Origin of the sequence: Azospirillum sp. Sh1, assembly GCF_008365135.1 — a bacterium.
GTDB lineage: Bacteria > Pseudomonadota > Alphaproteobacteria > Azospirillales > Azospirillaceae > Azospirillum > Azospirillum oryzae.
On the sequence record NZ_VTTK01000028.1, the window covers coordinates 84943 to 92108 of the forward strand.

Below are 7166 nucleotides of genomic sequence, written 5' to 3' on the forward strand. Positions count from 1 at the left end.
CCCGATGCCGGACGATTCCATCCATCTGCGGCCGCCGGTCCTGGACCGGCCGGCTTCCAAGGCGTCAGCGGGCGCGCTTTCCCTGGCGGACGTGCCCGTGCCGGAAGAGCTGCTGCTCGTGGCGCAGAGCTATTGGCCGGAACCGGCCGGCAGTGCGCCGATGATGACCGACCTCGCCACCGCCTTCGCGGCGGCCGGGGCCGAGACCACGGTGCTGACCGCGCGTCCCAACTATCCCGGCAACAAGGTCTATGACGGTTACGCCGACGGGTCGCAGGACAGCAAGACGGTGGACGGGGTGCTGATCGAACGGCTGCACACCATCCCGCCGGCCGGCGGCGGCATGAAGGCCCGGCTGATCCACGAGGGCGTGCTGCATGCCGGCTTCGCCGCCGCCCGCGTCCGCGGCCGGGTCGGACGGCACGCCGCCGTGCTGTCGCTCTGCCCGTCGATCCTGTCGGTGGGTATCGCCGACCGCTTCAAGGCACCGGGCGGGCGCCACGTCGCCATCGTTCACGACATCCAGTCCGGCCTTGCCGGCGCGCTGGGCATGGGCGGCAAGGCGGCGGTCAAGGCGATCCGCGCCATGGAGCGCCGGGCGCTGAACCGCGCCGACGCCATCGTCGTCCTGTCGGAGCCGATGCGCGGCGTGCTGGAGGAACTGGGCGTCACCCGGCCGATCCATGTGATCCCGCCCCATGTCGATGCCGAAGCGGTCCACCCGCTGCCGCGCCCCGACCAGCCGCCGACGGCGCTTTACAGCGGCGCCTTCGCCCGAAAGCAGGGGCTGGAGCAAGTGCTGGACATGGCGGGACATCTGGCGGAGCTGATGCCGCAGGCCCGCATCAAGCTGCGCGGGCAGGGCGGCCTGGAGGAGGAGCTGAAGTCGCGCGCCCGCGCCATGGGGCTGGGCAACGTGATCTTCCAGCCGCTGGCGCCCAAGGACCAGCTGAACGAGGCGATGGCGGAGGGCGACGTCCATCTCGTGCCCCAGCGGCCGGAAGGCGCGGCCTTCGCCATGCCCGGCAAGGCGGTGACCATCCTTGCCGCCGGCCGGCCCTTCGTCAGCACCTGCCTGCCCGGATCGGCGCTCGCCACGCTGGAGGCGCAGGTCGGCGCCTTCCTGTGCACCCCGCCGGAAGAACCGCGCGCCATGGCCGAGGCGGTGGCGGCCCTGCTGTCGGACCCCGCCCGCGCCACCGCCATGGGCCGGCGCGGCCGTGCCTGGGTGGAGGCGAACGCCACCCGCGCCGTGGCGCTGGACCGCTACGCCCGCCTTCTGTTGGGAGAGGCAGCATGAAGAAGCCCGCGCTGGTCTTCAGTTGGGAGATGTTCGGCCCCTACCACATGGACCGGCTGGAGGCTGTCGGCCGCCGGCTGGGCCACGTCTATGACGTGATCGGGCTGGAGGTCGGGTCGAAATCGCATACCTACGCCTGGGATTCGACCGGGTCGGGGCAGAATTTCCGCAAGGTCACCCTTTTCCCCGGCCAGTCGAAGGCGGATTTGTCGACGGCCACGGTGTACCGCGCCCTGCTGCGCGAATGCCGGCGCGTCGACGCCCGCTTTGTCTTCCTGTGCCATTACGAGGATCCGGACGTCTTCGCGCTCGCCCTGACCATGCGGCTGATGGGGCGCAAGGTCATCAACATGAACGCCTCCAAGTACGACGACAAGCCGCGCATCCTGTGGCGCGAGATGGTGAAGAGCGTCTTCTACTCCCCCTATCAGGCGGGGATCGGCGGAAGTCACCGCACGGTGGATTACTTCCGCCTGTTGGGACTCCCGAAAGATCGGCTCTATATCGGGTACGACACGCTGTCGTTGGACCGCATCCGCCGACTGTCCGGGATGGAGCCGGCCCCTGGGGGAGTACCCTTCGCCGACCGCCACTTCACCATCATCGCGCGCTTCGTCCCGAAGAAGAACTTGTTCCGGGCGGTCGAAGCCTACGACATTTACCGGCAGTTGGCCGGTCCGGCCGCCCGTCCGCTCCACCTCTGCGGATCCGGTCCGCTGGAGGCGGAGTTGCGGGCCGAGGTGGCGCGGCGCGGACTGGACGGGTCGATCGTCTTCCGCGGCTTCCTGCAGGAGAAGGGGATCGCCGAGACGCTGGGATCGACACTCTGCCTGCTTCTGCCGTCGCTGGAGGAGCAGTTCGGTCTGGTGGTGAACGAGGCTTTGGCCATGGGGGTGCCGACCATCCTGTCCGATCAGTGCGGCGCGCGCGACGTGCTGATCCGCAGCGGGCTGAACGGCCACATCGTGGAGCCGGACAACCCCGAGGGGCTGGCGCGCTACATGCTGTCGGTCGCGGGGGACGAGGACGAGTGGCGCCGTCTGAGCCTGAACGGGCGGCCCTTCCAGGCGTTGGCCGACGCCAGCTTCTTCGCCCAGTCGGTGGAGAAGGCCGTGGTGGCGCTGGGCGGTCCCAGGGCGGAGCGCAGCGCGGACACGGACTATGTGTCCGACTATTCCGCCGATCCGGAGGGTGGCCAGCATGGCCGGTCGACCGGAGCGGCACTGACCGGGAGTTGACGATGGAACGGAACGCGCGCACCCATGTGGTCGTCTCCGGGCGCCTGCCGCCTCCGGTGGATGGGATGAGCCGGGTGACGGCCCTGGTGCTGGAGCGTCTGCAGGACCGCATGCGGGGGCGCGGCCGCGTGGAGGTCGCCGACCTGTCGCCCGGCTGGAACGGCGGCGGCGTCGCCTACCATCTGCGCAAGATGACGCGGGTGTTCGGCACCATGGGCCGGCTCGCCGCCGGGCTGCGCAAGCCGGACCGCCGTTTCTACATGCCGGTGGATTCCGGCTGGGGCACGCTCTACACCGCCGCGCTCGCCGGGACCGCAAGGCTGTTCGGCTACGAGCGGGTGCTGCACCATCACTCCTTCGCCACCATCAGCAAACCGACCTGGCGGATGCGGCTGCTGACCCGGGTGGCCGGCGCCGGCTGCACCCATGTGCTGCTGTGCCCGGCGATGCAGATGCGCTTCCAGTCGATCTATCCGGCGGCGCGCACCTGCATGACCATGTCGAACGCCATCTTCTCCACGCCCGACGCAGCCCCGCGGCCGCGGCGCGACGGCCCGCTGCGCATCGGCCACCTGTCGAACCTGTGCGGCGAGAAGGGGCTGGACACGCTGTTCGCCCTGCTGCGCGCCCTTCAGCTGGAGGGGGTGGACGCCAAGCTGGTTCTGGCCGGGCCGGGGCTGAAGCCGAGGGACAATGCGATGGTCGCCGCCGGGCTGATGGCCTTCGACGGGGCGGTCGAGTATCACGGCCCGGTCCATGGCGAGGCCAAGGAGGCCTTCTATCGCGACATCGACGTCTTCGTCTTCCCCACCCAGTACCGCAACGAGGCGCAGCCGCTGGTGCTGTTCGAAGCGATGGCCGCCGGCGTGCCGGTGCTGGCCTATGAGCGCGGCTGCATCGGCTCCGACATTCCGGCCGACGGGCTGGTGCCGCGGGACGCCGACTTCGTCAAGGCGGCGCTGCCGATCCTGGCGGCCTGGGCCGACGACCGCGAGGCGCTCGCCGCCGCGTCCGCCCAGACGCTGACCCGTGCCCGGGTGGCCTTCGAGACCAGCCGCATTGGCCTGGACCTGCTGCTCGACCGCATCGCCGGCCCGCATCCGGCCGCAGCATCCGCCGCCGTGCAGGCCAAGCGCCGCGTGGCGGGGTAGAGGCGGGGGCGCTACGCCCCGCTTCCCAGCGGCCCCCCCAGCGGCAGAGCCGTCTCGAACTTGATTTCCTTCAGGGCGAAGTTGGAGCGGATGCGGACCTGGAAGGGCAGTTGGAAGACGAATTCCTCCAGGAACCGGTTGTAGTCGGCGATGGCCCGCACCGCGACCCGAAGCAGATAGTCCGCATCCCCCGACACCGCATAGCATTCCAGCACCTCCGGCCGCTTGCGCACCGCGTCGATGAAGACGGCGGCGGTCTCGGCCGAATGGTGGTCCAGCGTCACATGGGCGAAGACGCACTCGCCGACCGACGCCGCCTTGGGATCGACCAGCGCGGTGTAGCGGCGGATCACCCCGGTCTCCTCCAGCGACTTCAGACGGCGCCAGCAGGACGACGGCGAGGTGCCGACGCGGTCGGCCAGCTCCTGCACGGTCAGGCGGGAATCCTCCTGCAGGGCGACCAGGATTCTGATGTCGATTTCCGAAAGGGTCGCGGGCAACGGCAAATATCTCCGACAGGGCCGAGCATAGCGGAAAGATTTTCCAAAATCATAGGTGTGCCAGCCCCACTTTGAAAGCTATTTCCACGGACAGTCCGGCATACTGATCGCAGAACGAACCAAGGGAGAGGCGATCATGGCCGACATGTGGGAAAACCCGATGAAGACCGATGGATTCGAGTTCATCGAATTCACCGCGCCGGACACGGTGGCGCTGGGCCGCCTGTTCGAGCAGCTGGGCTTCACCGCCATCGCCCGCCACCGGTCGAAGGACGTCACGCTCTACCGCCAGGGCGACGTGAACTTCATCGTCAATGCCGAGCCGTCGGGCTTCCCGCGCAACTTCGCCGCGCAGCACGGCCCGTCGATCTGCGCCATCGCCTTCCGCGTCGCCGACGCCGCCTTCGCCTATCACCGGGCCGTCGACCTCGGCGCCTGGGGTGTCGAGAACCGCGTCGGCGCGATGGAACTGAACATCCCCGCCATCAAGGGCATCGGCGATTCGCTGATCTACCTCGTCGACCGCTATGGCGAGCGGGGCAGCATCTATGAGGTCGATTTCGTGCCGCTGCCGGGTGTGGACCAGCATCCGCAGGGCGCCGGCCTGACCTACATCGACCACCTCACCCACAACGTCCACACCGGGCGCATGGAGGAGTGGGCCGATTTCTACACCCGCCTGTTCGGCTTCCGCGAGATCCGCTATTTCGACATCGAGGGCAAGCTGACGGGCCTGCGCTCGAAGGCGATGACCAGCCCCTGCGGCAAGATCCGCATCCCGATCAACGAGTCCGCCGACAACAAGTCGCAGATCGTCGAATATCTGCGCGACTACAAGGGCGAGGGTATCCAGCACGTGGCGCTCGGCACCAACGACATCGTCCACACCGTGGAGACGATGCGCGGCATGGGCACGCCGTTCCAGGACACGCCCGACACCTATTACGAGAGCGTCGATGCCCGCGTGCCCGGCCATGGCCAGGACCTGAAGCGCCTGCAGGCCAACCGCATCCTGCTCGACGGCGCCCCGACCGAGGGCCAGGGCCTGCTGCTGCAGATCTTCACCCAGAACGTCATCGGCCCGATCTTCTTCGAGATCATCCAGCGCATCGGCAACGAGGGCTTCGGCGAGGGCAATTTCAAGGCTCTGTTCGAATCCATCGAACTCGACCAGATCCGCCGCGGCGTGCTGAGCGAGAACGCCGCCTGACCGTCCGCGGCCTTGCCGGTGGAGGTGTCGGCGACGACGATCACCTCCGCCGGCCGGCGGTCCTCCCGCTCATGTCGCCAATTCGCAAGCATAGAGCCTGCCGCGCTGCTGGTGCAGGTTGATCACCGCCTCGTCGGAGCCGCGGAACACGCCGTTGCCGTAGCAGACGTCGTCACGGCACAGCAGCATGCCCACCATGTGGATGGCCCGGCCGGTCTCGTCCTTATAGGCGAGCTGGTCGAGGTAGGGCTGGAACATCATTTCCCGCCAGTCGCGGCGGACCAGCTCCTTCCAGTCGTCGGCACTGCACCGCGACCGCACCAGCGTGCCGATGCCGCGCCCGCCGCTGTTCCGCTTGGCGATCCAGTCGCCTTCCAGTTTCAGGAAATCCTCCGCCTCTTCGGCCGATTCGAGACAGACGGAGGGGATCAGGTGCCGGCGCAATTCCTCATACAGGTCCGCCGGCATCGCCTCGCGCATGATCCGCTCATCGGACAGCACGGCGAGGACACGCTTGTCATGCACCAGGATCAGCGTGCGGACATCGTTGAAATAGTCGGCTGATTCCATCAGCCCGTCGAGGACGGCGGGAGCGAAGAACAGCAGTTCCGTACGGTCCATCTGCAGGATCAAGCGGTCCAGCACCACGCCCCGGGCGGTCAAGCGCCCGTCGCGCAGTTCCATCTCCTCCGGCTTCACCGACAGGAAACGGACGCCGGTGCCTTGCAGATGGTCCGACAGGCAGTCGACCTCGCCGCCGGGTTCCTTGCGGTGCACCAGGGCGAGCGTGCTGCCGGGCGTGTAGGGCGCGCACAGATCGTCCCAGAAGTCGCTGTGCCCCTGCGACAGGGCACGGCTGACCATCCAGCCGTTCATCGAATAGCGGGCGCCGATCTCGCAGATCCGCGTCGTGCCGTCGCGGTCGAAGATCACGTCCGGCCGGTACCAGCCGACCCGATAGGGTCGCGGAGCGGCCCGTCGCAGGATGTCGTCCAATTCCGGGGCCAGGGCATAGATGGCGCGGATTCGGTCGTCCGCGACATAGCGCCCGACCACCGCCCGCAAGGCCATGTCGAGCAGGACGGTCAGCCGGCGCATGCGATCGCGGTAGGTGCCGGAGATCGACAGCACCTGATCGGCGCAGTCTTTCGGGTCGAGCAGCGCGCGCAGTGCCGCTGGCGGTTCGGCCATCCATCCGGCGGCGGTCTTTTTGGCCTTCGGCTGGGTCAGGACAGGGTAGGGATGGGTGGTCATGGCGCTCAATCGTTGCGGCCGGGGAACAAGGCCATCAGGACCGCGACCTTCCGTTCCAGATATTTGGCCCTTCAAATCGTCCATATCGGTTTCCCTCATCCAGGTTTGTCCATGCCGGCCAGCCCTGGAAGGCCAGAGTCTTCACGCCCACCCGTGGCCCACGCATCTGTCGGCGGCAAGCCGGAAGAGGTGCGTTCACAGGCGTGCGTGGCAAGACAGGCACAGCCAAAAAATTAGATTTAGTTTGCGGATGCAGCTATCATAGATAGCTGTGTGCCGCAAATTCAAAATTTTACGAGACATATTTTTAGAAACTGCGCCCTCTAATTGCTCCGGCTGCGCAGATTGTTTTTCATAATTGATCTTATGTGTCTTTTTGTGCGCCGCGACATGACAGCGCCTCTTTCACTCCGCCCCCGTCACTCCGGATGGGTGTCACTGCTGTCCGGGATTTTCAGGGCTCGGCCAGTTTGAGGCTGAGTTGGCGGTCTGGCGGTCGTTTTTGCGGTGGCC

Annotated in this window: 6 protein-coding genes; 4 read left to right on the plus strand and 2 right to left on the minus strand. The window is 67.4% G+C overall.

The window, feature by feature from the left end; translation table 11 throughout:
• Positions 1 to 4 precede the first annotated feature (4 nt).
• From FZ029_RS23755 to FZ029_RS23765, 3 genes are read left to right on the plus strand one after another with little or no spacing between them, the layout of a single operon-like run.
• Entirely contained in the window at positions 5 to 1300 is a 1296-nt protein-coding gene (locus tag FZ029_RS23755) for a glycosyltransferase family 4 protein (protein WP_149272202.1), read from the plus strand.
• Positions 1297 to 2538: a glycosyltransferase gene (locus FZ029_RS23760; protein WP_149272203.1), complete on the plus strand. Its 1242-nt coding sequence runs from the start codon at positions 1297 to 1299 to the stop codon at positions 2536 to 2538. The genes FZ029_RS23755 and FZ029_RS23760 overlap by 4 nt, the downstream gene beginning before the upstream one ends.
• A 2-nt stretch (positions 2539 to 2540) precedes the next feature.
• Positions 2541 to 3689 (plus strand): glycosyltransferase family 4 protein, encoded by a 1149-nt coding sequence (locus tag FZ029_RS23765; RefSeq protein ID WP_149201174.1) that lies wholly within the window; start codon positions 2541 to 2543, stop codon positions 3687 to 3689.
• Between the two features lie 11 nt (positions 3690 to 3700).
• Here the strand turns inward: FZ029_RS23765 and FZ029_RS23770 are convergent, their stop codons facing one another.
• Positions 3701 to 4189, minus strand: coding sequence for an Lrp/AsnC family transcriptional regulator (locus FZ029_RS23770; RefSeq protein WP_149272204.1), 489 nt, complete (start codon positions 4187 to 4189; stop codon positions 3701 to 3703).
• Between the two features lie 136 nt (positions 4190 to 4325).
• Between FZ029_RS23770 and hppD the strand changes: the two genes are divergently transcribed.
• Positions 4326 to 5399, plus strand: a complete 1074-nt coding sequence (hppD, locus tag FZ029_RS23775) for a 4-hydroxyphenylpyruvate dioxygenase (RefSeq protein WP_149272205.1) — start codon at positions 4326 to 4328, stop codon at positions 5397 to 5399.
• A 69-nt stretch (positions 5400 to 5468) separates the two neighbouring features.
• Here the strand turns inward: hppD and FZ029_RS23780 are convergent, their stop codons facing one another.
• A complete protein-coding gene (locus FZ029_RS23780; RefSeq protein ID WP_149272206.1) occupies positions 5469 to 6653 on the minus strand; it encodes a hypothetical protein in 1185 nt (394 codons plus the stop codon).
• Positions 6654 to 7166 lie beyond the last annotated feature (513 nt).

Coding starts and splice junctions, on each gene's coding strand:
- FZ029_RS23755 (WP_149272202.1), top strand. CDS start 5: ATGCCGGACGATTCCATCCATCTGCGGCCGCCGGTCCTGGACCGGCCG.
- FZ029_RS23765 (WP_149201174.1), top strand. CDS start 2,541: ATGGAACGGAACGCGCGCACCCATGTGGTCGTCTCCGGGCGCCTGCCG.
- FZ029_RS23780 (WP_149272206.1), bottom strand. CDS start 6,653: ATGACCACCCATCCCTACCCTGTCCTGACCCAGCCGAAGGCCAAAAAG.
- hppD (WP_149272205.1), top strand. CDS start 4,326: ATGGCCGACATGTGGGAAAACCCGATGAAGACCGATGGATTCGAGTTC.
- FZ029_RS23760 (WP_149272203.1), top strand. CDS start 1,297: ATGAAGAAGCCCGCGCTGGTCTTCAGTTGGGAGATGTTCGGCCCCTAC.